The organism is Microbacterium sp. NPDC090225 (assembly GCF_044772365.1).
In the GTDB taxonomy this organism is placed as follows: domain Bacteria; phylum Actinomycetota; class Actinomycetes; order Actinomycetales; family Microbacteriaceae; genus Microbacterium.
Map to the genome: position 1 here is coordinate 888,554 of NZ_JBIVYS010000001.1, position 22,783 is coordinate 911,336.

22 protein-coding genes are annotated in these 22,783 nt (G+C 69.5%); 7 read left to right on the forward strand and 15 right to left on the reverse strand.

The genetic code is table 11. From position 1 onward, the window contains the following. Positions 1–6 precede the first annotated feature (6 nt). From ACIQTT_RS04415 to ACIQTT_RS04435, 5 genes are all read right to left on the reverse strand, one after another. Entirely contained in the window at positions 7–1,236 is a 1,230-nt protein-coding gene (locus ACIQTT_RS04415) for an MFS transporter (RefSeq protein WP_402786541.1), read from the reverse strand. 64 nt (positions 1,237–1,300) lie between these two features. Beyond that, entirely contained in the window at positions 1,301–1,612 is a 312-nt protein-coding gene (locus ACIQTT_RS04420; protein ID WP_402786544.1) for an MTH1187 family thiamine-binding protein, read from the reverse strand. 38 nt (positions 1,613–1,650) lie between these two features. After that, positions 1,651–2,484 (reverse strand): alpha/beta fold hydrolase, encoded by an 834-nt coding sequence (locus ACIQTT_RS04425; RefSeq protein WP_402786547.1) that lies wholly within the window; start codon positions 2,482–2,484, stop codon positions 1,651–1,653. Positions 2,485–2,492: 8 nt separating this feature from the next. After that, a complete protein-coding gene (locus ACIQTT_RS04430; RefSeq protein ID WP_402786550.1) occupies positions 2,493–3,731 on the reverse strand; it encodes a hypothetical protein in 1,239 nt (412 codons plus the stop codon). Continuing rightward, the gene (locus ACIQTT_RS04435; protein WP_402786553.1) at positions 3,728–4,561 is read right to left on the reverse strand and encodes an NAD(P)H-hydrate dehydratase; all 834 of its coding nucleotides are present in this window, start codon (positions 4,559–4,561) and stop codon (positions 3,728–3,730) included. The genes ACIQTT_RS04430 and ACIQTT_RS04435 overlap by 4 nt, the downstream gene beginning before the upstream one ends. A gap of 56 nt (positions 4,562–4,617) precedes the next feature. On the opposite strand from ACIQTT_RS04435, the gene ACIQTT_RS04440 reads away from it, so the two are divergent. Next, a complete protein-coding gene (locus tag ACIQTT_RS04440) occupies positions 4,618–5,685 on the forward strand; it encodes an NADH:flavin oxidoreductase/NADH oxidase (protein ID WP_402786556.1) in 1,068 nt (355 codons plus the stop codon). Between the two features lie 86 nt (positions 5,686–5,771). Here ACIQTT_RS04440 and ACIQTT_RS04445 read toward each other — a convergent pair whose 3' ends face one another. The 3 genes from ACIQTT_RS04445 to ACIQTT_RS04455 form a co-directional block, all read right to left on the reverse strand. Continuing rightward, entirely contained in the window at positions 5,772–6,833 is a 1,062-nt protein-coding gene (locus tag ACIQTT_RS04445) for a hemolysin family protein (RefSeq protein WP_402786559.1), read from the reverse strand. Further along, on the reverse strand, positions 6,830–8,146 hold the full coding sequence (locus tag ACIQTT_RS04450; RefSeq protein WP_402786561.1) for a hemolysin family protein: 1,317 nt from the start codon (positions 8,144–8,146) through the stop codon (positions 6,830–6,832). Before ACIQTT_RS04450 ends, ACIQTT_RS04445 begins: the two co-directional genes overlap by 4 nt. Before the next feature lie 128 nt (positions 8,147–8,274). Continuing rightward, positions 8,275–9,729 carry a GuaB1 family IMP dehydrogenase-related protein gene (locus tag ACIQTT_RS04455; protein ID WP_402786564.1) on the reverse strand — a complete coding sequence of 485 codons (1,455 nt, stop codon included), beginning with the start codon at positions 9,727–9,729 and terminating at the stop codon, positions 8,275–8,277. A gap of 158 nt (positions 9,730–9,887) precedes the next feature. Here ACIQTT_RS04455 and ACIQTT_RS04460 point away from each other — a divergent pair, with 158 nt between their 5' ends. Beyond that, positions 9,888–13,574, forward strand: a complete 3,687-nt coding sequence (locus ACIQTT_RS04460; protein ID WP_402786567.1) for a multifunctional oxoglutarate decarboxylase/oxoglutarate dehydrogenase thiamine pyrophosphate-binding subunit/dihydrolipoyllysine-residue succinyltransferase subunit — start codon at positions 9,888–9,890, stop codon at positions 13,572–13,574. Between the two features lie 78 nt (positions 13,575–13,652). On the opposite strand, the gene ACIQTT_RS04465 is transcribed toward ACIQTT_RS04460, so the two are convergent. The 3 genes from ACIQTT_RS04465 to ACIQTT_RS04475 are packed head-to-tail and all read right to left on the reverse strand — an operon-like array spanning position 13,653 to position 15,905. Continuing rightward, positions 13,653–14,957, reverse strand: a complete 1,305-nt coding sequence (locus ACIQTT_RS04465; protein WP_402786569.1) for a GNAT family N-acetyltransferase — start codon at positions 14,955–14,957, stop codon at positions 13,653–13,655. A 43-nt stretch (positions 14,958–15,000) separates the two neighbouring features. After that, positions 15,001–15,246 carry a zf-HC2 domain-containing protein gene (locus ACIQTT_RS04470; RefSeq protein ID WP_402786572.1) on the reverse strand — a complete coding sequence of 82 codons (246 nt, stop codon included), beginning with the start codon at positions 15,244–15,246 and terminating at the stop codon, positions 15,001–15,003. Continuing rightward, positions 15,243–15,905: a sigma-70 family RNA polymerase sigma factor gene (locus tag ACIQTT_RS04475; protein WP_281731228.1), complete on the reverse strand. Its 663-nt coding sequence runs from the start codon at positions 15,903–15,905 to the stop codon at positions 15,243–15,245. The genes ACIQTT_RS04470 and ACIQTT_RS04475 overlap by 4 nt, the downstream gene beginning before the upstream one ends. 50 nt (positions 15,906–15,955) lie before the next feature. Between ACIQTT_RS04475 and aroA the strand changes: the two genes are divergently transcribed. From aroA to bcp, 3 genes are read left to right on the forward strand one after another with little or no spacing between them, the layout of a single operon-like run. Beyond that, entirely contained in the window at positions 15,956–17,281 is a 1,326-nt protein-coding gene (aroA, locus tag ACIQTT_RS04480; protein ID WP_402786577.1) for a 3-phosphoshikimate 1-carboxyvinyltransferase, read from the forward strand. Then, positions 17,278–18,348 carry a ribosome small subunit-dependent GTPase A gene (gene rsgA / locus ACIQTT_RS04485; RefSeq protein WP_402786580.1) on the forward strand — a complete coding sequence of 357 codons (1,071 nt, stop codon included), beginning with the start codon at positions 17,278–17,280 and terminating at the stop codon, positions 18,346–18,348. The genes aroA and rsgA overlap by 4 nt, the downstream gene beginning before the upstream one ends. A gap of 9 nt (positions 18,349–18,357) precedes the next feature. Continuing rightward, positions 18,358–18,831, forward strand: coding sequence for a thioredoxin-dependent thiol peroxidase (bcp, locus tag ACIQTT_RS04490; RefSeq protein ID WP_402786583.1), 474 nt, complete (start codon positions 18,358–18,360; stop codon positions 18,829–18,831). Between the two features lie 6 nt (positions 18,832–18,837). Here the strand turns inward: bcp and ACIQTT_RS04495 are convergent, their stop codons facing one another. Then, positions 18,838–19,239, reverse strand: coding sequence for a hypothetical protein (locus tag ACIQTT_RS04495; protein ID WP_402786586.1), 402 nt, complete (start codon positions 19,237–19,239; stop codon positions 18,838–18,840). 229 nt (positions 19,240–19,468) lie between these two features. Between ACIQTT_RS04495 and ACIQTT_RS04500 the strand changes: the two genes are divergently transcribed. Beyond that, complete coding sequence (locus tag ACIQTT_RS04500; RefSeq protein WP_028503730.1) at positions 19,469–19,717, forward strand: WhiB family transcriptional regulator; 249 nt, start codon at positions 19,469–19,471, stop codon at positions 19,715–19,717. A 75-nt stretch (positions 19,718–19,792) separates the two neighbouring features. Here ACIQTT_RS04500 and ACIQTT_RS04505 read toward each other — a convergent pair whose 3' ends face one another. Then, the gene (locus ACIQTT_RS04505) at positions 19,793–21,277 is read right to left on the reverse strand and encodes a sensor histidine kinase (protein WP_402786589.1); all 1,485 of its coding nucleotides are present in this window, start codon (positions 21,275–21,277) and stop codon (positions 19,793–19,795) included. A gap of 24 nt (positions 21,278–21,301) precedes the next feature. Then, positions 21,302–21,688: an Rv3235 family protein gene (locus ACIQTT_RS04510; protein WP_402786592.1), complete on the reverse strand. Its 387-nt coding sequence runs from the start codon at positions 21,686–21,688 to the stop codon at positions 21,302–21,304. A 126-nt stretch (positions 21,689–21,814) separates the two neighbouring features. Here ACIQTT_RS04510 and ACIQTT_RS04515 point away from each other — a divergent pair, with 126 nt between their 5' ends. After that, positions 21,815–22,426 carry a hypothetical protein gene (locus ACIQTT_RS04515; protein WP_402786595.1) on the forward strand — a complete coding sequence of 204 codons (612 nt, stop codon included), beginning with the start codon at positions 21,815–21,817 and terminating at the stop codon, positions 22,424–22,426. Here the strand turns inward: ACIQTT_RS04515 and ACIQTT_RS04520 are convergent. Further along, entirely contained in the window at positions 22,414–22,692 is a 279-nt protein-coding gene (locus ACIQTT_RS04520) for a helix-turn-helix domain-containing protein (RefSeq protein WP_402786598.1), read from the reverse strand. The genes ACIQTT_RS04515 and ACIQTT_RS04520 overlap by 13 nt on opposite strands. Between the last annotated feature and the right edge of the window lie 91 nt (positions 22,693–22,783).

A 22,783-nucleotide genomic window follows, 5' to 3' on the forward strand; every position in this document is an offset into this window, starting at 1 on the left:
CTCACCCTACGACGGCGCGCCCACCAGGGCCGCGGGGCGATGGGCCTCGACGCGGTACGACAGCAGGGCGATGAGCAGACCGGCGATCGCGAGCACCGCCCCCGTCCACGCGGGAGCCATGAAGCCCCAGCCCGCAGCGATCACGACGCCGCCGAGGAACGCCCCGAGGCTGTTACCGATGTTCAGCGCCGAGTGGTTCATCGCGGCGGCGATCGACTGGTTGTCTCCGGCGACATCCATGAGGCGGGTCTGGATCGTCGGGCTGAGCACCGACGACACGAACCCGACGATCAGCACCAGCAGGCTCAGGGAGATGATCCAGAACGAGAACACCGCGAGCAGGGCGAACACGACCGCCATCGCCGCGAGCCCGAACAGCAGCGTGCGCCGCAGATCGATGTCGGCGAGATGACCGCCCACGAGGTTTCCGACCGTCATGCCGATGCCCATCAGCACCAGAACGATCGGCACCACCCACTCGGGCGACCCCGCCACCTCGGTCACGAGCGGGGCGATGTAGCTGTACACGGCGAAGAAACCACCGAAGCCGATCGCGCCGATGCCCAGCGTGAACCAGACCTGCCGGATGCGGAAGACGCCGAGTTCCTGACGCATGGTCCGACCCGGGGAGCCCGGGTGTTCGGGCACGAAGAACACGATGCAGATCGTCGCGAGCGCGAAGACGAGGGCGACGACGCCGAATGCGGCACGCCATCCCCATGCCTGACCGAGGAACGTACCGAGCGGAACACCGACGACGTTCGCGACCGTGAGGCCGGTGAGGATGAAGGCGACGCCCTTGGCGCGGTTGCCCGGTCCCATCACGTCGGCCGCGACGAGCGCGCCGATGCCGAAGTAGGCGCCGTGCGGGAGGCCGGCGAGGAAGCGGGACGCCCCGACGAGCTCGAACGTCGGCAGCACTACGGTGAGGGCGTTGAAGACGGTGAGCGCGATCGCCAGGACGATCATGACGCGGTGGCGCGGGAAGCGTGCCACGAAACCGGCGATGGTCGGCGCACCCACCACGACGCCGAGCGCATACAGCGAGATGAGCCATCCGGCCTGGCTCAGCGCGTCCTCCTGGCTCGTGGCCCAGAGGGAGGGAAGCAGGTCGGAGGCGATGTTCGGGAGCAGGCCCATGACGACGAACTCGGTCATGCCGATGCCGAAACTGCCTATGGCGAGAGAGAGGAGCGCCCTCTTCGCCGCACCCCTCGATTCAGTCGAGGGATTCACCGGTTCAGCTTACCGGCCCGCCGAGGGTGCGACCGCACCCGGGGTCGTCCCGAGCAGGCGCGCTCTACTCCGCGTCGTCGATCGCGCGCTCGAGCCGCTCGATCTTGCCGTCCAGCTCGCCCGTGAAGCCGGGACGGATGTCGGCCTTGAGCACCAGGGACACGCGGGAGCCGAACGGCATGACCGCCTCGGTGGCGCGCTTGACGACGTCCATCACGGTGTCCCAGTCGGGGCCCTCGATCTCGGTGAACATGCTCGTCGTGCGGTGCGGCAGCCCGGATTCGCGGACGACCCGCACGGCTGCGGCCACGGCGACGTGCACGGAGCCGTCTTCGCGACCGGTTCCGGAAGGAGCGACGGAGAAGGCGATCAGCATGGGAAACCTCGTGTCTGTTCGATGGTGGTGTGCGGGTCTCAGCGGGTCGCCGTCGCCCAGGGATCGATGACCCGGCGGAAGGCCGTCGGCTGCTCGACCCACGGGTAGTGCCCGGAGTCGGGGATCATCGCGAGCTCTGCGCCGAGGTGCTCGGCGTAGGCGCGGACGGGGGCGACGCCGGTGAGGATGTCGAGCGCACCGCCGACGACGAGGGTCGGCGGCAGCGGTGCACGGAGGATTCTCTCGCGGGCATCGGCGGGGATGCCGTCGAACCAGGCCGCGGAGGGGGCGAGCGCCATCCCGCCCACGGGCGCGTGGCGTCGTTCGCGCTCGGTCCAGTGCCCATAGCCTGCGGGTTGCTCGCGCTCCCATGCCCGCTGAAACTCGTCCTCATCGGCGGGGTCCGGGCCGAGCATTGAGGCGAGAGCCTGCGCGACCTCGGGCTCGGCGCGATCCGCGACGAGCGCGGCGCCGTCGTACTCGACGCCGCTCAGCCACGTGGACGGCGGGGTGATCAGGGCGAGCGAGCGAACGCGCGCGGGGTGCTGGGCGACGAGCGACAGCGCCAGTCGCGTCCCCGCGGAGTGCGCCAGCACGTCGGCGCTGTCGAGACCGAGACGATCGAGCGCGGCGACGGCATCCGCCGCATCGCTCCACCACCCGGACGATGTTCCCCCGGTCCTCGACGTGCCGCGGACGTGCAGGATCGCCAACGGCCGGACCTCCGCGAGCCCGGCGAGGTCCCCGAGGTACTCGGGGTCCCGGCACGGGCCACCGGGGAGGACGACGAGGGGAAGGCCCTCCGAGTCTCCGAGAAGTGTGATCCAGATCTCTCGTCCGTCCGCCGCCTGCGCGACCACTGCTGCTTCCACACGACGCATCATAGGCTCTGGCTTCGATCACTGCCGTTGGCGGGCGTGCGCACGACGGCACGGATGCCGATCACGAGGAGGACGGCGAGCAGGAGGTTGCGCGCCGACAACACCACGATCGGCAGGATCTGCCCGTGCAAGAGGCCGTCGTAGCCGATCGGGTAGACGAGGCAGGTGAGGGCGCAGAGCACGAGCACCACGGCGGCGGGCAGGACCGCCCGCACCCGATCGAGAACGAGCCACAGGATCACAGGCGCGATCAGCCAGACCTGGAACTGCGGGGAGCCGACCTTGTTGGTCACGATGAGCGCCGCCACGAGCGAGAGCGCGAGCGGCGGGAGGAGGCGTGCGAACGCGGCTCCGCGAATCGCCTTCCAGCCCGAGAGCACGAGGATGCCGGCGACCACGACGACCATGGCCCCGGTGAGCGCCACGGCGACGATATCGGCGCCCGGAGCGGCGATCTGGAACGTGAGGATGTCGAAGCTGTATTCGATGCGCGCGGACCCGCCGGGCACCGCCCACAGGAAGGGCGTCGCCGCAACCGCCTCGATCTGCAGACCGCGCCCGCCCTGCTGGGTGAGGAAGCCGAAAAGATGCTCGCGCGCTCCGAGCAGGAGGAGACCCGCCACGACGGCCGCCGTGACCGCCAGCGCCGTGACGATCAGGCGCAGACGATGGCGACCGGCGATCAGCGCCGCGAGCAGTACCGCTCCGGGCCAGATCTTGATCCACGCGCCGATCGTCAGCAGGGCTGCGGCGAGCGCAGGACGTGAGACGAGCCAGAGGCCGGCGACCACCACGATCGGCAGGGTGACGGCATCCAGCCGGTACAGCGCAATCGGTCCCAGCAGCAGGAGGGCGGCGCTCCAGAACCAGGCGGCGGTGCGACGCGGCGCTGACGGGGAGCGCCCGAGCAGTACCGCGAAGGCGAGTGCGTCGAGCGCGGTCACGAACAGAGCCCAAGCGACGAGGTACGCCCCGGAGACGCCGAGGAAACCGACGAACGGTACCGCCATCGCCTTCACCAACAGCATCGGGGCGAGGGCGAGCTGCGGGTACACCCAGGTCTCGGTGATCCCGACGATCGGCCCGCCGCTGACGGCCGCGGTCGCCCAGGGTTCGTAGACGAGCACGACATCGCCCATCGGCTGACTCGGGTAGACCCACCCCAGCCACGCGGTCAGCGCGTGGACCGCGATGAAGACGACCCAGAGCGCGATGAGCCGCCCCGTTCCGCGTTTCACGCCAGCACGTCCGCGATCGCGCGCGGCAGCGCCTGCGCGACGTCCGACGCGACGATCGGATGCCCCGGCTCACCGTTCGCGGTGCCGGAGGCGATCCGGGCGGCGTAGCCGTGCAACCACGCTCCTGCGGCGGCCGCCTCTTCCAGTGGCGCACCGGGGTTCGCGGCGAGCAACGCACCGAGCACTCCACCCAGCACGTCGCCCGTGCCCGCCGTGGCGAGCCAGCCGGTTCCCGCTGCGACGGCGATGACTCCGCCGTCGGGTGACGCGATCAGTGTGCGCGCCCCCTTCAGCAGCACGGTGACGTCGAGAGCGCGGGCCACCTCGCCGGCGCTCGCGACGCGGTCTCCCTCGGGAGCAGTCACGCGCAGGCGTGCACGCAGTTTCGAGAACTCCCCCGCATGGGGCGTGAGCAGTACGGGAGCGGTCGGACGGTCGACGAGGTCGAGCGCTCCGGCGTCGACCACGACCCGGGCGCTCCCCGTCAGCAGAGCGCGGAGCGCTGCCTCCTCGTCGGCGGTGCGGTGCGCGGCATCCGTCCCCGACCCGATCACCCAGGCATCCACGCGGGTGCGCCCGATATCGCTTCCGGTCACGGTCTCGGGGCGACGGGCGAGCACCGCATCCGACACCCGGCGCTCGCCCACGAAGCGCACGAACCCCGCGCCGGCGCGCCACGCCGCTTCGACGCCCAGTACCGCCGCGCCGGGGTACGCCGCAGAACCCGTGCGCAATGCCACGACACCGCGCGAGTACTTGTCGTCGTCCGCAGACGGAGCCCGGAGCAACCGCGCCGTATCGCTGCGGGACCACCCACGCACCTCGATCATGACTCCACGTTAGTGCGACGGCCCTCGGCCCGTGCGAGCGACGGTAGCGTCGAACGGTGAGCATTCTCTTCTCTCCCCTGAGCATCCGTTCCGTCCAGTTCCCCAACCGTCTCTGGGTGTCGCCGATGTGCATGTACAGCGCGATCGACGGCGTCGTGCAGGAGTGGCACCACACGCATCTGACTCAGTTCGCCTCGGGCGGCGCCGGCCTGATCGTCGCCGAGGCGACCGCCGTGGTCCCCGAGGGCCGCATCTCGCCGCGCGACGTCGGACTCTGGAACGACGAGCAGCGCGATGCGTGGGTGCCGATCGTGCGGGCGATCCACGAGCGCGGCTCACTCGCGGGCATCCAGCTCGCGCACGCGGGCCGGAAGGCCTCGACCTGGTGGCCCTGGGCGGAGCTGCGCGGTTCCGTTCCGGTCGCCGACGGCGGCTGGACCACGACCGCGCCGTCCGCCCTCGCGTTCGAGGGGTACGCCGAGCCCGACGCCCTCGACGCCGCAGGAATCGACCGCATCGTCTCGGGGTTCGCCGATGCCGCTCGGCGCGCCCTCGCTGCCGGGTTCGACGTGCTCGAGATCCACGGCGCCCACGGCTACCTCGTGCACCAGTTCCTCTCCCCGCTGTCGAACCGGCGCGACGACGACTACGGCGGCCCGCTCGAGAACCGAGCCCGCCTGCTGCTGCGCATCCTCGACGCGGTGCGCGAGGTCGCGGGACCCGGAGTTCCCCTGTTCGTGCGCATATCGGCCACCGATCACGCCGAGGGCGGATTCACCGCCGACGAGGCGACGCAGGTCGGCGAGTGGGCGACCGCCCACGGCGCCGACCTCATCGACGTGTCCAGCGGCGGCCTCGTCGCCCACCAGCAGATCAGCGTGTTCCCGGGGTATCAGGTACCCCTGGCCGAGACCGTCCGTCAGGGCGGGCGCATCCCGGTATCCGCGGTCGGGCTCATCACCGCCGCCGAGCAGGCGGAGCAGGTGCTCTCCAGCGGTGCCGCCGATGCGATCTTCGCGGGGCGCGAGTGGTTGCGCGACCCCCACTTCGGTCTGCGCGCCGCGCACGATCTCGGCGTCGATGTCGCCTGGCCCCCGCAGTACGACCGCGCGCGCTGGCGCTGATCTCCCGCACACGATCCGCGAACGACCCGCGAACGACGAAGGCCGCCGACCCGTGATCGAGTCGGCGGCCTTCGTCGTGTGCGAGTTCAGTGCCCGCGGACGCGACGCGTCGCGTCCTGCACCTCTCCGACCAGCTCTTCGAGGATGTCCTCCAGGAAGAGGACGGCCGTGGTCTCGCCCCGGGCATCGCGCACCTTGGCCAGGTGACGGCCGGCACGGCGCATGACCGCGAGGGCGTCCTCGAGGTCGGTGTCCTCCTGCACCGGCACCATGTGGTGGATGCGCTTGGCGGGAAGGGGCTCGACCATCTTCACCTCGGCATCCGGGCCATCCGAGGCTCGGAGGATGTCCTTGAGGTGCACGTACCCCATCGGCGCACCCTCGGTATCGACGATCACGTAGCGCGAGAACCCGTACCGCGCGACCGCCTTCTCGATGTCGTCGGGGGTCGTCGTGGCGGGCAGCGTGACGAGGTCGCCCAGCGGGACCGCGACATCGCGCGCCTTCTTGTCGGTGAACTCGACGGCGGCCGCGACGGCCCCCGCCGTGTCGGTGAGCACACCTTCGCGGCGCGACTGGTCGACGATCGTCGCGACCTCCTCGAGCGTGAACGTCGAAGCCGCCTCGTTCTTGGGTTCGACCCGGAAGAGGCGCAGCACGCCGTTCGCGGCCGCGTTGAGCACCCAGATCACCGGCATGAACACCTTCGACACCCACACGAGCGGGGTCGCGAGGATCAGCACGGCGCGGTCCGGCACCGAGAACGCGAGGTTCTTCGGAACCATCTCGCCGAACACCACGTGCAGGAACGACACGATCAGCAGGGCGATCGTGAACGAGACCGCATCGACGGCGCCATCGGGCCATCCGAGCGCGTGCAGCGGCACGGCCAGCAGATGGTGGATGGCCGGCTCCGAGACGTTCAGGATCAGGAGCGAGCAGATGGTGATGCCCAACTGCGAAGTCGCGAGCATGAGCGTCGCGTGCTCCATGGCGTACAGAGCCGTCTTCGCGGCGCGCGAACCCTGTTCGGCGCGCGGCTCGATCTGAGAGCGGCGTGCCGAGATCACCGCGAACTCCGCGCCGACGAAGAACGCGTTCGCGACCAGCAGCACGACGAGCCAGGCGAGTCCTCCCCAATCGCTCATCGGGTCACCTCCTCATCCGCGTCGACGGGGCTCGGAACGAAGCGGATCCGATCCACGCGGCGACCGTCCATGCGGACCACCTGCAGCATGCCGCTGTCGAGCGCCACCTCGTCGCCGACGGCGGGGACGCGCTCGAGAACGCTCATCACATAGCCTGCGACCGTGTCGTACACATCGCCCTCCGGGACGTCGATCCCCGCGCGGCTGCGCAGCTCGTCCGGGCGCAGCTCGCCCGGGAAGGTGAGGCCGTCGCGGCCCCGGATCACGCCGGCCCGCGTACGGTCGTGCTCGTCCGACACCTCGCCGACGATCTCCTCGACGAGATCCTCGAGGGTGACGAGACCGGCGGTCCCGCCGTACTCGTCGACGACGACCGCGAGTTGGTAGCCCCGCGCCCGGAGCTCGGAGATGAGGCCGTCGATGTGCACGGTCTCGGGAACGCGCAGGGGCTCGGTCGCGAGCGCGCCGACCGGCACTTCGGTGCGGCGGTCGCGCGGCACGGAGATCGCCGCCTTCAGGTGCACGACCCCCATGATGTCGTCGAGGTCGTCGTCGTAGACCGGGAACCTGCTGTGCCCCGTGCGGCGGGCGAGCTGGATGACGTCGTCGGCCGAGTCGCCGGCCGCGATCGCGTACATGCTCGGGCGGGCGGTCATGACGTCCGCCGCCGTGAGGCGAGAGAAGGTGAGGGTGCGGTCGAGCAGCGTCGCGGTGTCGGCTTCGAGCACACCGGCGCTCGCCGATCGGCGCACGAGCGAGGACAGCTCCTCGGCGCTGCGGGCGCCGGAGAGCTCCTCCTTCGGCTCGATGCCCATACTGCGCAGCACGCCGTTGGCGCTGCCGTTGAGCACGACGACCGCGGGCTTGAAGATGGTCGTGAAGGCGACCTGGAAGGGGATCACGAGCTTCGCGGTCGCGCGCGGCAGGGCGAGCGCGAAGTTCTTCGGCACCAGTTCGCCGAGGATCATCGACAGCACCGTGGCGACGAACATCGCGACGACCGTGGCGATCGGCGCGATCGCGGGCTCCGGAATGTGCCAGGCGACGAGCGTCGGCCGCAGCAGGTTCGACAGCGCCGGCTCCATCGTGTAACCGGTCAGCAGCGTCGTGAGCGTGATGCCGAGCTGGGCCGACGAGAGATGCGTCGAGGTGTGCTTGAGAGCACTGATGGTGAGAGCGAGTCGGGATTCACCACGTGCCTGTCGCGCTTCGAGATCCGCGCGGTCGAGATTGACCAGTGCGAACTCGCTCGCGACGAACAGGCCGGTGCCGATCGTGAGCAGGAGCCCCACGCCCAACATGACGTAGTCCATCAGAGGTTCCTCTCCGGGGAGAGAGGGGGACGGTGGGGCGATCTACTGCAACTGGGAGGGTCGTCCATAGTGTGGACGATTCTACCGAATCCACTCGCGCACGGTCGCGTCGCCCGCGCGCGATTCCGCTACCAGCTGACCGGCAGCGCCTTGCCCTCTTCGTAGCCCGCGGCGGACTGCAGGCCGACGAGCGCACGATCGTGGAACTCGGGGACCGTGGAGGCTCCGGCATAGGTGAACGACGAGCGCACACCCGAGGTGATCATGTCGAGCAGGTCCTCGACGCCCGGCCGCAGCGGGTCGAGGTAGATCTTCGACGACGAGATGCCCTCGGCGAAGAGCTCCTTGCGCGCCCGCTCGTAGGCGTCGAGCCTGCCGAAGCGGGCCTGCACCGCCTTGGTCGACGCCATCCCCCAGGACTCCTTGAAGATGCGCCCCTCGGTGTCGCGCTGCAATTCGCCAGGAGCCTCGATCGTCCCGGCGAACCAGGAGCCGATCATCACGGATGCCGCGCCCGCGGCGAGCGCCAGGGCGACGTCGCGCGGGTACCGGACCCCTCCGTCCGCCCAGACGTGCGCACCGAGTTCGCGGGCCGCCTGCGCCGTCTCGAGCACCGCCGAGAACTGAGGGCGGCCGACGGCGGTCATCATTCGGGTCGTGCACATCGCGCCGGGGCCGACGCCCACCTTGAGGATCGCGGCACCCGCGTCCACGAGATCGTGCACGCCGTCGGCGGTCACGATGTTCCCGGCGACGAGAGGGAGCCCGAGCTTCAGATCCGACACGGTGCGCAGAGCGCGCAGCATCCCGTCCTGATGGCCGTGCGCCGTGTCGAGCACCAGCACGTCGACCCCGGCACCCGCGAGCGCGGTCGCCTTCGCGGCGACGTCGCCGTTGATGCCCACCGCTGCGGCGACCGTGAGCCGTCCGTCGGTGTCGAGCGCAGGGCGGTAGAGGGTGGAGCGCAGGGCGCTGCGCGCGCTCAGCGTCCCGACGAGGTGCCCGTGGTGCACGACGGTGACCATCTCGGCACCGGCCTCGGTGATCACGTCGAAGGCGTGCCGTTCGGATCCGATGTCGTCGGCGTCGATCGACGGGGTCCCCCGGTGCACGAGGTCGCCCAGCTGCGCATCCGGAAGGGCCGTCGCGAGCCGGCTCGCGGGAAGGATGCCGAGGATGTCCTCGACTCCGATCGGTGCGGCGCCGTGGGCGACGACGATCCCGTGACCGGGAGCGGCGGGAAGGAGCCGAAGCGCGTCGGCGACCGATGCATGGGGCGGGAGGACGAGAGGCGTGTCCCACAGCACCGGCTGCGCCTTCACATCGCGGATCGCCGCGTCGAGATCCTGGAGCGGCATGTCCTGCGGCAGCACCCCGAGTCCCCCGCGTCGTGCCATCACCGCAGCCAGGCGCGGCCCGGTGACGGAGTTCATGTTCGACGCCACGAGGGGCAGTGTCGCAGGCGTGCCGTCCTGCGGCGCCAGGTCGACCTGGAGCCGGCTGGTGACCGACGATCGTCGGGGCACCAGGAACACGTCGGAATAGGTCAGATCGACGGTCGGCTGCGCACCTGAGAACTCCATGACTCCACGGTATCGAGATCGAGCACTCCCTGGGCATGGCGTCGAAGAATCGCACCGGGAAACACGTTAGGCTTGCAGATCGAGAGTGTGCGGACCTGGGCGCATCCTGCGTCCTGCGAGCACTGTGAATCTTCAGCGATGAAAGAGGGCGATCGAGCGTGTCGAACCAGGTGACCGGCGTCGGGGGCGACGGGGGGTTCGGAGCCAATTCCTGGCTCGTCGAAGAGCTCTACGAGCAGTTCAAGGTGAACCGCGATTCCGTCGACAAGGAATGGTGGCCGATCCTCGAGAAGTACCACTCCGAGAACGCCGGTGCGACGGCCCCCGCCAGCACCCCGGCGACCGAGCAGCCCGCCCACCCGGTGACGGCCCCGATCCCCGTGATCGGCGCGCAGCCCGTGGCGCGTACGACGGCGAAGCCCGCGGCGGCAGCTCCGATCCCGGCGCAGGCCCCCAAGCCCGCCGCGAAGGATCCGTCCCCGGCTCCCGCTGACGAGGCCGAGGCGGACAAGGTCACCGTCCTGCGCGGCATGCCCAAGACCCTCGCGGCCAACATGGATGAGTCTCTCACCGTCCCCACCGCCACGAGCGTCCGCACGATCCCCGCCAAGCTGATGATCGACAACCGCATCGTCATCAACAACCACATGGCGCGCACCCGCGGCGGCAAGATCAGCTTCACCCACCTCATCGGCTGGGCGCTGATCCGCACGCTCGACGAGTTCCGCAGCCAGAACGTGTTCTACGCCGAGGTCGACGGCAAGCCCTCCGTCGTCGCCCCCGCGCACGTCAATCTCGGCATCGCGATCGATCTGCCGAAGCCCGACGGCACGCGCGCCCTCATGGTGCCGAGCATCAAGCGCGCCGACACCATGACCTTCACCGAGTACCTCTCGGCCTACGAGGACCTCGTCACCCGCGCCCGCAACAACAAGCTCACCGCCGGCGACTTCCAGGGCACGACGGTCTCGCTGACGAACCCGGGCGGCATCGGCACGGTTCACTCCGTCCCCCGCCTGATGAAGGGCCAGGGCTGCATCATCGGCGCCGGCGCCCTGGAGTACCCGGCCGAGTTCCAGGGCGCGAGCGAGAAGACGCTCAACGAGCTGGCGATCGGGAAGACGATCACCCTCACCAGCACCTACGACCACCGCGTCATCCAGGGTGCGGGATCGGGCGAGTTCCTCAAGAAGGTGCACGAGCTCCTGATCGGGCAGCGCGGCTTCTACGACGACATCTTCGCCGCGCTGCGCATCCCGTACGCGCCGATCCACTGGAACCCCGACATCGCCGTCGACCTCGCCGAGCGCGTCGACAAGCAGTCCCGCGTGCAGGAGCTCATCAACTCCTTCCGCGTGCGCGGCCACCTCATGGCCGACATCGACCCCCTCGAGTACCGCCAGCGCTCGCACCCCGACCTCGAGATCGAGAGCCACGGGCTCACTTTCTGGGACCTCGACCGCGAATTCGTCACCGGTGGCTTCGGCGGCCGTCGCATCGCGAAGCTGCGCGACATCCTCGGTGTGCTGCGCGACTCGTACTGCCGCACGCTCGGCATCGAGTACATGCACATCCAGGACCCGGAGCAGCGCCGCTGGTTCCAGGAGAAGGTCGAGGTCAAGTACCAGAAGCCCGGCCACGACGAGCAGCTGCGGGTTCTCCGCAAGCTCAACGAGGCCGAGGCGTTCGAGACCTTCCTGCAGACGAAGTTCGTCGGCCAGAAGCGCTTCTCGCTCGAGGGCGGCGAATCGCTCGTTCCGCTGCTCGACGAGATCCTGCAGGGCGCGGCGACCGCCGGCCTCGAGGGCGCAGCCATCGGCATGGCGCACCGCGGCCGCCTGAACGTGCTCACGAACATCGCGGGTAAGACCTACGGCCAGGTGTTCCAGGAGTTCGAGGGAACCCAGACCCCCGGCAACCAGCGCGGTTCCGGCGACGTGAAGTACCACCTCGGCACCGAGGGCACTTTCGTGGCCGACGACGGATCGGAACTCCCGGTCTACCTCGCCGCCAACCCCTCGCACCTCGAGACCGTCGACGGCGTGCTCGAGGGCATCGTCCGCGCGAAGCAGGACCGCAAGCCGATCGGCACGTTCGCCTGGCTGCCGATCCTCGTGCACGGCGACGCGGCCTTCGCCGGCCAGGGCGTCGTGGTCGAGACCCTGCAGATGTCTCAGCTGCGGGGCTACCGCACCGGTGGCACGATCCACGTCGTGGTCAACAACCAGGTGGGCTTCACGACGACTCCGAACGACGCTCGCACGTCGGTGTACGCCACGGACGTCGCGAAGACCATCCAGGCTCCGGTCTTCCACGTGAACGGCGACGACCCCGAAGCGGTGATCCACGTCGCGCAGCTCGCGTTCGAGTACCGCGAGCGCTTCCACCGCGACGTCGTGATCGACCTCGTCTGCTACCGCCGTCGTGGTCACAACGAGGGCGACGACCCCTCGATGACGCAGCCTCTGATGACCGACCTGATCCAGGCCAAGCGCTCCGTTCGCCGCCTGTACACCGAGTCGCTCGTCGGCCGCGGTGACATCACCGAGCAGGAGTACGACGAGGCCAAGGCCGACTTCCAGAACCGTCTGGAGATCGCCTTCGCCGAGACGCACGCCGCCGAGACCGGAGCCACTCCGATCCCGCCCGAGCAGCCCGCGGTCGACGACCAGGTGGGCGCCCCGGACGTCACGGGTGTCGCGGGCGAGGTCATCCAGCTCATCGGCGATGCGTTCGTGAACAAGCCCGAGGGCTTCACGGTGCACCCGAAGATCCAGCAGCTGCTCGAGAAGCGCCTCGACATGAGCCGCAACGGCGGCATCGACTGGGGCTTCGGCGAACTGCTCGCGTTCGGGTCGCTCCTCGTCGAGGGCACCCCGGTGCGACTCGCGGGCCAGGACGCGCGCCGCGGAACCTTCGTGCAGCGCCATGCCACCCTCCATGACCGCGCGAACGGCCAGGAGTGGCTGCCGCTCTCGAACCTCTCCGACGCCCAGGGTCGCTTCTTCGTCTACGATTCCCTGCTCAGCGAGTACGCCGCACTCGGCTTCGAGTACGGTTACTCGGTCGAGGCGCCCGAGGCGCTCGTCCTGTGGGAGGCGCAGTTCGGTGACTTCGTCAACGGCGCACAGTCCGTCATCGACGAGTACATCTCGGCCGCCGAGCAGAAGTGGGGACAGCAGTCCAGCGTCACGTTGCTGCTCCCCCACGGCTACGAGGGCCAGGGCCCCGACCACTCGTCGGCACGCATCGAGCGATTCCTCCAGCTGTGCGCCCAGGAGAACATGATCGTCGCGCGTCCCTCGACGCCGGCTTCGTACTTCCACCTGCTCCGCCGTCAGGCTTACGCCCGTCCGCGCAAGCCGCTGATCGTCTTCACCCCGAAGGCGATGCTCCGCCTGCGCGGCGCGACCAGCCCGGTCGAGGCGTTCACTCAAGGACGTTTCGAGCCCGTGATCGACGACGCCCGCGACCTCGATCGCAACGCCGTGAAGCGCGTGCTCGTGCACTCCGGAAAGGTCCACTGGGACCTTCGCTCCGAGCTCGAGAAGAAGCCGAACCCCGAGGTCGCCCTCGTGCGCCTCGAGCAGCTCTACCCGACGCCGATCGACGAGCTGAAGGCCATCACCGACTCGTACCCGAACGCCGAGCTCGTGTGGGTGCAGGAGGAGCCGGAGAACCAGGGGGCCTGGCCGTTCCTGGCACTCGCGTTCGCGGACGTGCCCGGCGACCGTACCTTCCGGCCGATCGCTCGCGCCGCGTCGGCGTCGCCCGCGACCGGGTCGTCGAAGGTGCACGCCGCCGAGCAGGCCACTCTCCTGCGAGACGCGCTGACCACGGCTTGACACGTTCCCTCACACGTAGAAGGGCCCCCGACTCCGGTCGGGGGCCCTTCTACGTGTGGTCGGCGCGACCGCGCGAGATCAGTACCAGATGTCGAGCGAGGGCGCGGGAGACGTGAAGAAGGCACGGTCGAGCAGGTCGACGACGGATGCCTCGGCGTCGATGAGCCCTGCTCCGGCCAGTGCGTTCGCGCGCACCGCTCCCGCGTACAGCGACGACAGAGCGGCGACGCCGAGAACGGCGTCCGGCGCGGCGGAGTCCGCCGCTTCGACGGTCGCCGTGCCCGATCCATCGACGCGCAGTCGCCAGTCCCCCGCCGTGAAGCCGAGGGGGTCATGGATGCGCAGCACCAGGTCGACGGGGACCGAGTACTGCCGTGCGGTCAGCGCGCGAGCGACGTCGAGGACTCGCAGCCAGCCGTGGTCGTGCAACTCTTGCGTGACGCCGCGCTGATCGGCCACCAGCCAGGGCAGCGGGTCATCGGCCGCCTGCAGATCGGCGGTGACTTCGTCGACGAGGTCGTGCTGCAGAGCGAACCGCCACAGGGCTGCACGGGCATCCGCCGTCTCGGCGACCAGCATCCGCACGGTCAGCCCGAACCGGAAGCTGCCGCTGCGATCGGTCACCGTGTACACGAGCACACCGCGGGTCTCGCCGTCGGCGTCGACGTGACGCACACCGCGCACCTTGTCGCGGTCGGTCTCTCCCGGAGCGGTGCCGGCGAACTGCTCCCAACGCCCCGGCCAACCGGCGATGCGCCCGGCGCGCGTGCGGCGAGCGCGGTCGTGCACCGCGGCGAGGTCGTCGACGAGCTGTGCGCGCTCGCGGTACTCCAACCGACCGGAGGGCTCGTACCCGGCCCACCCCGCCCGGCGGGTGTCGACCGTGAACCGTACGGCGGGCAGGGCCGACCCGAAGCCGTAGCGGCCGTAGATCGTGGCCTCCGACACGGTGAGTCCGGCGATCGCGATCCCCGCGCCGTGAGCGGCCCGCAGCTCGCCCTCGAGGAGGGAACGAGCGATGCCGCGGCGTCGATGCGTGGCGGCGACGGTCACCCCGCTGATCGCCCACATCTCGATCTCCGTTCCCCCGGGCACCGTCAACGGCGTCACCCACGAGTCGACGGTCGCGACCGGGAGATCGTCGGCGGCCGCGGCGATCTCGAAGACCCCCGTGGTGCGGCGCTGCGAGACGGTCGCCCGACTGTGCGCGAGTGCCTCGGGGGTCGACTCCTCACCGAGGAATCCGCGGCCGACCGCGCGGAGGAAGGGCGTCGCGGCCGCGTCGTCGCTCAGATCGACCACACGATAATCGAGACCCGAACCGTTCAGTCGGCCGCGGGAGGTCGCGTCGGCGGGAATGTCGCGGGCGTCGATGAGCGTCATGCATCCACCCTACGGGTGGGTGACGACATCGGAGTCCGAGATGTCAGTGCTGTGCTGCCTGAGCCTCGCGCAGACGGGCGAAGACCTGATCGCGCAGCTCTTCGGGAGCGGTCTCCTTGCAGGCACGCGCGATGACCTCGGTGAGCGTCGTCGCCACGAGAACCTCGTCGCGGCACGACGGGCAGTTCTCGAGGTGCTCGCGGATCTCGGTGTGCTCGGTCTTGCACACCTCGTTGCGGAGGTACTCCTCCAGATCCTGACGCGCTTTGTCGCAACCGCAGTCGCTCATTTCCCGCTCCTCTTCTCAGCCGCGGCGATGCCCCGCTCCGCGGCATAATCTGCCAGCAGCTCCCGCAGCATCCGTCTGCCACGGTGCAGACGGCTCATCACGGTGCCGATGGGGGTCTTCATGATGTCGGCGATCTCCTGGTAGGCGAAGCCCTCGACATCCGCGAGGTAGACCGCCAACCGGAAGTCCTCTGGGACCGCCTGCAGGGCGTCCTTCACGACGGACGCCGGCATGTGGTCGATCGCCTCGGCCTCCGCCGATCTGCTGTGCGACGCGGTCGTCGACTCCGCGCCTCCCAGCTGCCAGTCCTCGAGTTCGTCGATCGTGCCCTGGAACGGCTCGCGCTGCTTCTTGCGATAGATGTTGATGTAGGTGTTCGTCAGGATCCGGTACAACCACGCCTTGAGGTTCGTCCCCTGCGAGAAGGTCGCCCACGAGCCGTACGCTTTCACGAACGTCTCCTGAACGAGGTCGGCGGCGTCAGCGGGATTGCGCGTCATGCGCATGGCGGCGGCGTACAGCTGATCCATGAACGGGATCGCCTGTTCCTCGAACTCACGCTGAGAGTCGCTCGAGGTCGCTGCGGTTGCGGTGTCATCCATCACCGGCCAGTCTAGGCCGCTGATGTCCACCGACCCACGCTCCAACGTCGCCAGCATCCTGCTCTCCTCCTCGGCGGGTGTGCCGCCGTTCACTAAGGTGGAAACCGATGAGCGCCAAAAGGTATTCCCCTCCCCCCGTCACGGGCGCCTACACCGCGCCGGTTTTCGACGATCAGATCCACGCGACGCTGACGATCCCCGGCTCGAAGTCCCTCACGAACCGGGAACTCATCATCGCCGCGATCGCCGACGGCCCCGGTCGTCTGATCAGCCCGCTGCACTCCGACGACTCGCGTCGGATGGTCGACGCGCTACGCGCGCTCGGCGTCGGCATCGAGGAGGTGGATGCAGGGGGCGAGTTCGGCCCCGATCTCGTCGTCACCCCCGCGAAGCTCGCCGGAGGCACCACCGTCGACTGCGGCCAGGCCGGCACGGTCATGCGGTTCATCGCGCCCCTCGCGGGCCTCGCGGCCCACGACGTGCACCTCACCGCGCACGAGAATGCGCTGCACCGCCCCATGGGCGGCCTGATCAGCGCTCTGCGCGACCTCGGGGTCGACATCGACGACGAGGGCACCTGGGCGTTGCCGTTCACCATCCGCGGGCACGGACGCATCCGCGGCGGACGCGTCGAGATCGACGCCTCCGCCTCGAGCCAGTTCGTCTCGGGCCTGCTGCTCGCCGCCCCGCGCTTCGACGTCGGCCTGCACCTCGTGCACACCGGGGAGCACCTGCCCAGCCTCCCCCACATCGACATGACCATCGAGGCTCTCAGTCGCCGCGGCATCCGGATCGAACGTCCGGCCGCCGGTGAGTGGCTCGTCGAGGCCGGTGTCCCGCGCGCCAAGGAGATCGCCATCGAGCCGGATCTCTCCAACGCCGCCCCGTTCCTCGCGGCGGCGATGGTGACCGGAGGCGCGGTGTCGATCACCGGGTGGCCGGCGCACTCCACCCAGCCGGGCGCGCTGCTGCCCGAGATCCTCCAGGCGATGGGCGCGCACGCCAGCCGGCACGGCGGCGCTCTCACCGTCCGCTCCGGCGGCGTCATCCGCGGCCTCGACCTCGACCTGTCGGCGGCGAGTGAGCTCACCCCGACCCTCGTCGGTCTCGCGGCCTTCGCCGACGGCCCCACGACGATCCGCGGGATCGGACACATCCGTCTGCACGAGACCGATCGGATCGCCGCTCTCATCGGCAACCTCCGCGCGCTGGGCGGCGAGGCGGAAGAACTCTCCGACGGCCTGCGGATCATCCCCCGCCCGCTGCACGGCGGCACCTGGGCAGCTCACCACGACCACCGGATGGCGACCACCGGCGCCCTGATCGGGCTCCGCGTCCCCGGAGTCGAGATCGACGACATCGGTACGACCGCGAAGACGCTCCCCGAGTTCACGTTGCTGTGGGAGCGGATGCTGGGAGGCACAGCCGCGTGAGCTGGCTCGACGGCGACGACGACCTCGAAGACGACTTCGAGGACTACGACGAGAGCGCGATCCGCACCCGGCCCAATCCGAAGGCCAACAGGCCCCGGACCAAACGTCGCCCTGCGCATGAGGACGCCGAGATCGGACGCGTGCTCGGCGTCGATCGCGGACGCTACTCCGTGCTCCTCGACGAGGACTCCCCGTCGGAGCGCACGATCACCGCCGCCCGTGCGCGGGAACTGCGCCGGAATCCCATCGTCACGGGGGATCGGGCGCGCGTGGTCGGAGATCTCTCCGGGGAGGACGGAACGCTCGGGCGCATCGTCGGGATCGTCGAGCGCACGTCCCTCCTGCGGCGCAGCGCCGACGACACCGACCAGGTCGAGCGCGTGATCGTCGCGAACGCCGATCAGATGCTCATCGTCGTCGCGGCCGCCGATCCGGAGCCCCGCGAGCGCCTCGTCGATCGCTATCTGGTCGCCGCTCTCGATGCCGGCATCCGCCCGCTCCTCGTCGTCACGAAGACCGATCTCGCCGACCCCGCGCACTTCCTCTCGCACTTCGACGGTCTCGATCTGACCGTCTTCACCAGCGCCCAGGACGTGATGCCCGTCGACGAGATCGGATCCGCGCTCGTCGGGCACTCCACGGTGTTCGTCGGCCACTCGGGTGTGGGTAAGTCGACGCTCGTGAACGCGCTCGTGCCCACCGCCGGTCGGGCGACCGGACACGTGAACCAGGTGACGGGTCGCGGCCGGCACACGTCGTCGTCGACGGTCTCGCTCCGCTATCAGGGTCCGGCTGGCAACGGGTGGGTCATCGACACTCCCGGTGTCCGATCGTTCGGCCTCGGGCACGTCAAACCCGAGAACATCCTCGCCGCCTTCACCGAACTCGCCGAGATCGCGAAGAACTGTCCGCGCGGATGCACCCACCTCGCGGATGCCCCGGACTGCGCCCTCATCGAGGCAGCCGAGCGAGGGGAACTCAGCGAAACCGGTCTCGCCCGTCTCGACTCGCTCCAGCGCCTGCTGCAGACCTTCGCCGACAAGGCGGAGCAGGCGACCGGCCGATAGGCTGGACGGGTGACTCAGCGCCTCGAAGCCGGAACGCCCGCCCCCGATTTCACCCTTCTCGACCAGGACGGCACGAGCGTCTCGCTCACCGATCTGCGCGGCGAGAAGACCGTTCTCTACTTCTATCCGGCCGCGATGACCCCTGGCTGCACGACGCAGGCCTGCGACTTCCGCGACAGCATCTCGTCGCTCCAGGGCGCCGGCTATCGCGTGATCGGCATCTCGCGCGACGAGCCGAAGAAGCTCGCGGCGTTCCGCGAGCGCGACGGCTTGACCTTCACCCTTCTGAGCGACCCCGACCACGCCGTGCACAGCGCCTACGGCGCCTGGGGCGAGAAGGTCAATTACGGCAAGGTCATCGAAGGCGTCATCCGATCGACGTTCGTCCTCGACGAGGACGGCGTGATCGCGCACGCCCTCTACAACGTGAAGGCGACCGGGCACGTGGCCCGACTGCGCAAGCTGCTCGGTATCGACGCCTGAGACGTGTCAGTCGCCCGCGGGGGCGTCGTTCTCGTGCAGGTCGGCCTCACGGCGCGTGCTCGCGATCAGGAGCACGAATCCGAGCAGTCCCGGCAGACCCGCCCCGAGCACGAACGCCCACGGGATCGGCTGCAGGGTCAGTGACGCGAGAGCGATCACGACCGCGAGGATCTGGAACACCACTCCCCCGGATCGCGCCCAGGAGCGCCCCGCGCGTGCGCCCCAGGCGAAAGCGAAGAGCGCTGCCGCACCGATCAGGGTGAGCACCATCAGCGCGACGGCCGTGGGGACGGATGCCGCGTCACCGGCGCCGATCCCCATCAGCTCGATCAGGGCGAACACCACGAGAGCGGCTCCCTCGACGGCGAGAACCGCCGCGGCGGCGAGAGCGAGTCCGGGTGCGCGCACGGAGTCTCCTGGGAATCGAGGGTGAATGGCGAAAAGCCTTGATTTCGAAGGTTTCCTGTAACACAATAGAAACAGTCATGTGCTCCCACAGCGGCGTGGGGCGGGCTCTCTTGCCCGCATCACACTTCGCGGGCAACCGTCCGCATCTCACACAGGGTAACGGATCCCGAGCCGTCACCCGAATCGAGACATCGCATCGCGATTCTGAAATCCACACCGAGGAGCCCCCATGGACTGGCGCGACAAAGCCGCCTGCCTGACCGTCGATCCCGAGCTGTTCTTCCCGGTCGGCAACACCGGCCCGGCCGTCGACCAGATCGAGAAGGCGAAGACCGTCTGCGCCACCTGCACGGTCACCGAGATCTGCCTGCAGTACGCACTCGAGTCCAGCCAGGACTCCGGCGTCTGGGGCGGCCTCTCCGAAGACGAGCGCCGCGCCCTCAAGCGCCGTGCCGCGCGCGCCCGCCGCGCCTCCTGACGCATCACGAAAGCCCCGCCGGCGAGTACTCCTCGTCCGGCGGGGCTTTCGTGTGCCCTCAGTGCGCCCGGAGGCTCACTTCTGCAGCCAGCGCAGTGGGATGTCGATGACCACGGAGGTCCCCTCCCCCTCGCTGCCGCGCCACTCGATCGTGCCGCCGAGCTCGCCCTGGATGAGCGTGCGGATGATCTGCGTACCGAGGCCCTGACCGATCCGTCCCTCCGGAAGCCCGTGCCCGGTGTCGTGCACGGTGACCCGCAGGTTCTCCTCGGTGCGGGCCGCGTCGATCGTGACGAGGCCCTCCTGGCCCGCGAGCCCGTGCTCGACGGCGTTGGTGACGACCTCGGTGAGCGCCAGCGCCAGCGGCGTCGCGTACTCGCTCGGCAGCACGCCGAACCGACCGGTCGACTGCGTCTGCGCGCGTGTGTTCGGTGCCGAGGCGACCTCGGCGACGAGCTTGAGCACGCGATGGAAGACCTCGTCGAAATCGACCTTCTGGGTCAACCCCTGGGCGAGCGTGTCGTGGACGACCGCGATCGCATCGACGCGTCGCATCGCCTGGGTCAGCGCATCCCTGGCCTCGTCGGAGTGCGTCCTGCGCGCCTGGATGCGCAGCAGAGATGCCACCGTCTGCAGGTTGTTCTTGACGCGGTGATGGATCTCGCGGATCGTCGCGTCCTTCGTGATGAGCTCCTGCTCCTGATGACGCAGCTCCGAGACGTCGCGGCAGAGCAGGATGGCGCCGATCCGTGTGCCGTGATCCTTCAGCGGGATCGCACGAAGCGAAACGGTCACCCCGCGCGCCTCGATGTCGGTGCGCCATGGCGCCCGACCGGTCACGACGACGGGGAGCGACTCGTCGACCTGTCGGGACGGCGGGACCAGACGAGTGGTCACCTCGGCGAGGGACTCCCCCTCGAGCTCGTCATCGAACCCCATGCGGTTGAACGCCGACAGCGCGTTCGGGCTCGCGAAGGTGGTGATGCCGTCGACGTCGATCCGGATCAGACCGTCCGAGGCACGGGGAGCGCCGCGGCGCGGTGAGGTCGGGGCCGCGAGATCCGGGAAGCTGCCGTCGGCGATCATCCGGAACAGGTCGTTGGCGCAGTCGTCGAACGTGATCTGCTGGCGGGACGGCGTGCGCGCCTCACCCAGGTTCGTGTGCCGGGTCACGACGCCGATGACGGACGGAGCGACATCGCCCGCACGCCGGACGTTCACGATCGGCACGGCGCGCACCCGCGTCGGGGTCTCCTCGAACCAGTCGGGCGAAGACGAGTCCACGATCTCCGCGGTGTCGAACGCCCCCTGCACCTGGGTGCGCCACTGGGGGCGCACACGCTCCCCGACGATGTCCCGATAGAAGAGGGTCGCCGCACCGCTGGGGCGGGCATGGGCGACTGCGATGAACGAACCGTCGTCGGTCTGCACCCAGACGACGATGTCGGCCGACGAGAGATCGGCGAGCAGTTGGCCGTCACCGGCCAGGCGATGCAGCCACTCGACATCGCCGTCGTTCAGACGGCCCTGGGCATGGGCGAGATCAGTGAGGGTCGACACCCCACCAGCCTACGGTCCTTCGCTCTACAGGATCGCCAGCGACGTCGCGCGCCACCGCCGGTCCAGCCCCTCCAGACGCACGGCGACGGCGCGTGTGCGTCCGGGTCCCGCCACGATGACGACGGCCTCGATCACACTGTCGACGGGCTCGGAGATGCGCAGCGAGCGGATCTCGAAGCTCGGGCGTGCGGGCACCACTCCCCGTGCGCTCCGCGCGCGTGCCGACAGGTTCGACCGGGTGACCAGGCTGCGGTATGCCTCCTCACTGAACCAGCGTGCGAGCTGGTCGACCTCCCGCACGCCGGCGAGTACCTCGAGTACTCCCTGGGTGAGGCTGCGCAGCAGCGGTGCGGGATCGGGCAGTTCGACGGTCGGGGTCGTCTGCCGTGCGAAGTACTCATGAAGCGTCATCGTCACACTCTCAGTCGGGGGGAACGCGAGCCAGTAGAGCACGCAGACGCATGCCCGCAGGGGCATCCGCGAGAGGTATGTGGATAACTCGTATGTCGGTCCTCGCACTCCCCTACGCTCGATCCGATGAACTGGGACAGACTGTTTGAGGACCTCGAGGGTCAGCTCGCGTCGGAGTGGGAGGCGGAGCGCGCCGCACTCGATGCGGAGTCGGAGCGCGTGCGCATCTCACAGCTCGCGCTGCGAACTCGCCTCCGCGTGATGAGCACGAGGCGCGCCTCGATCGTGATCGAGCTCACGAACGGCCGACGGATGCCGGTGATCCTGCGCACCGTGGGCGCCGACTGGCTCGCGGCCGAGATCTCGACCGCGCTCGGCGCTCTTGCTGCCCGGTCGATGCTCGTCGTTCCCCTTCGTGCGATCCAGAGCCTGAGCAGCGATCACGGAATGCTCTTGAGCAGCCTCGAGGAGGAGGCCGATCCCCCCAGCGTCCTCCGCGAGAGGATGACGCTCGGATTCGTGCTCCGCGATCTGGCGCGCAGACGCGTCGCACTCCACCTCAGCACCACGAGGGGCGATGACGTGCACGGGACCATCGATCGTGCGGGCGCCGATCACCTCGATCTCGCGGTGCACGATGCGGGCACCGCGAGACTTGCGAGTGCGGTGCAGAGCTTCCGAATCGTGCCTTTCGAGGCACTGGTCGCCATCCGGCTCGCCGGCGATCAGCGCCTGTGAGCGGTGGAGGCACCCCAGATCTCGGGGAAGCTCGCCTCCTGCGACTGACGCCAGAGCGCCATCCGACGGGATTCCTCGGACTGCGCGGCCAGATATCCTTCGATGCTCGCCTCTTCGATGCGCCATCGTGCGGGGACGCCGAGTTGTGCGCCACGCAGGTGCCCGGCGACGACGAGCTCGAGCACCTCGTCGATCTCGATGCTCAACAGCTCCGCCACCTGCGCGGGGGCGAGGTAGCGCGGAGCGACACGAGACGAATCGGGCATGACCCCATTCTGCCCCGCACGGCATCCGCACCGTATCCGGACATCCCCACTGTGGATAACTCTCGGACCGGTTCGCGGATATCTGTGAGCA

What these genes read in the sequence shown, in the direction of transcription:
- ACIQTT_RS04420 (WP_402786544.1), bottom strand. Translation starts at nt 1,612, where the DNA reads ATGCTGATCGCCTTCTCCGTCGCTCCTTCCGGAACCGGTCGCGAAGAC.
- ACIQTT_RS04435 (WP_402786553.1), bottom strand. Translation starts at nt 4,561, where the DNA reads ATGATCGAGGTGCGTGGGTGGTCCCGCAGCGATACGGCGCGGTTGCTC.
- ACIQTT_RS04445 (WP_402786559.1), bottom strand. Translation starts at nt 6,833, where the DNA reads ATGAGCGATTGGGGAGGACTCGCCTGGCTCGTCGTGCTGCTGGTCGCG.
- ACIQTT_RS04450 (WP_402786561.1), bottom strand. Translation starts at nt 8,146, where the DNA reads ATGGACTACGTCATGTTGGGCGTGGGGCTCCTGCTCACGATCGGCACC.
- ACIQTT_RS04455 (WP_402786564.1), bottom strand. Translation starts at nt 9,729, where the DNA reads ATGGAGTTCTCAGGTGCGCAGCCGACCGTCGATCTGACCTATTCCGAC.
- ACIQTT_RS04465 (WP_402786569.1), bottom strand. Translation starts at nt 14,957, where the DNA reads ATGACGCTCATCGACGCCCGCGACATTCCCGCCGACGCGACCTCCCGC.
- ACIQTT_RS04470 (WP_402786572.1), bottom strand. Translation starts at nt 15,246, where the DNA reads ATGAGCGACTGCGGTTGCGACAAAGCGCGTCAGGATCTGGAGGAGTAC.
- ACIQTT_RS04475 (WP_281731228.1), bottom strand. Translation starts at nt 15,905, where the DNA reads ATGCTGGCGACGTTGGAGCGTGGGTCGGTGGACATCAGCGGCCTAGAC.
- aroA (WP_402786577.1), top strand. Translation starts at nt 15,956, where the DNA reads ATGAGCGCCAAAAGGTATTCCCCTCCCCCCGTCACGGGCGCCTACACC.
- ACIQTT_RS04500 (WP_028503730.1), top strand. Translation starts at nt 19,469, where the DNA reads ATGGACTGGCGCGACAAAGCCGCCTGCCTGACCGTCGATCCCGAGCTG.
- ACIQTT_RS04510 (WP_402786592.1), bottom strand. Translation starts at nt 21,688, where the DNA reads ATGACGCTTCATGAGTACTTCGCACGGCAGACGACCCCGACCGTCGAA.
- ACIQTT_RS04515 (WP_402786595.1), top strand. Translation starts at nt 21,815, where the DNA reads ATGAACTGGGACAGACTGTTTGAGGACCTCGAGGGTCAGCTCGCGTCG.
- ACIQTT_RS04520 (WP_402786598.1), bottom strand. Translation starts at nt 22,692, where the DNA reads ATGCCCGATTCGTCTCGTGTCGCTCCGCGCTACCTCGCCCCCGCGCAG.